The 1442-nt window shown below is 65.4% G+C and carries 1 protein-coding gene; it reads right to left on the reverse strand.

Going from position 1 to position 1442, the window contains the following annotated elements:
* Positions 1 to 393 precede the first annotated feature (393 nt).
* Positions 394 to 1442, reverse strand: a 1049-nt coding sequence (locus ABIB06_RS38795; RefSeq protein WP_354070412.1) for an IS110 family RNA-guided transposase, incomplete at its 5' end; no start/stop codon positions are given.

Raw genomic sequence — 1442 nt, forward strand, 5'->3', positions numbered from 1 at the left:
CCGACCGCTGGGTCTTTCGGATGGCGCGCGCAGATCGTGTCAAGGTCGGCCCGGAGGGCCGCCGCGAAGCGGCTTGACCTTGACGCGAGCGAGCACGCCATCAGGCTTTGGTGGTCGGGCGGATGCGGGGCGGATAGCTCCTTCTCGTCAGGCGATCTCAGGTTCGAGCCGGTTTTCGCAATCTGGTTTCGCGTGCCAGATCAAACTCACATCCGGTCGTCGCGCGGTCGCGACTGCACCAACATTCCGCTTGCGGCGGGGCAGGCTCGAGAGGACGGGACCATTCTTCGTTGCGGCATTTGAAGCCATGCAATCCATCGGTTCGTCCACCCGGATCGGCCGAGGCTGATCGTTCCTCGGCTGATTGGTTTGAAGACTGTGAGAGGGGTTGCCTCAGGCGGCGGACTTCATCACGGCTCCCTCAATCACGACGCCGGCGGTCACGTACTTCCACAAGGCCACGAGCAGCTTGCGCGCCAGCGCCACGATCGTGCGCTTGCGGCCGCGCGGGCTGTTGGCGTTGAACCATCGGGTCAGCGCCGATTGCGGCTGGTGGCGGATCCATAACCAGGCGAGCTGGATCATCGTGGTTCTCAGGCGCGGATTGCCGGCTTTCGACACGCCTTGCTCGCGCGCGATCCCGCCGCTGCGCCAGGGCGTGGCCGCAAGACCGGCATAGGACGCAACCTGGCGGCGGTTGGCGAACTGTCGCCAGAAGGCCTCCGTCCAGAGAACGGCAGCGAAGTTCGGACCCATGCTCTTCAGGTCGAGCAGCATCGCGACCGGGTTCGATCCCTCCGTCCCACCGGCCGGCCTGCTCGCGGCCAGCAACGCATCCTGCTCGCGCTCCACCGCCGCGATCTGCTCGAGCAGCAGTTCGAGCCGGTCGAGTTCGCGGCCGATCTGGACCTTCAAATGCGCCGGCAGCACCCGTCCGTCCCCCGTGCGCAGGACATCGAGCGCTGCCCGGCGGTTGCGCCGCATCGGCACGTAGTCGAATATGCCTTGTGCGAACAGAAGACCCTTGATCCGGTTCACATGCACGATCCGCTCGGCGATCAATGTCCGCCGCTCGCGGCAAAGCCTGCGACGGTCCTCCTCTTCCAGGGAGGGAGCAGCGACCATCGCACAGACCCGCGGCTCGCCGCGCTTGTAGGCCAGAAGCGACCGCAACAACGTCTCACCATCCAGCCGGTCCGTCTTGGCGCGCCGGCGCCGGCGCGGGGTCGCGATCGAGGCCGGATCGACCACGTGGCTCTCAATGTCTTCCTGTTGCAGAGCGCGGTGAAGCCAGAACCCGTCCAGCCCCGCCTCCTGGATGCTCACGATCCGATAGCTTTCCCCCGTTCGCGCCAGGGCCTTCTGCTTCAGCTCGGAAAACAGCTTCAAAAGTTCCGGAAGATCGCCGGCCTTCACGCTGTGTTTGGACATCTTCTCGCTAT

Origin of the sequence: Bradyrhizobium sp. LB8.2 (assembly GCF_040548035.1) — a bacterium.
GTDB lineage: Bacteria > Pseudomonadota > Alphaproteobacteria > Rhizobiales > Xanthobacteraceae > Bradyrhizobium.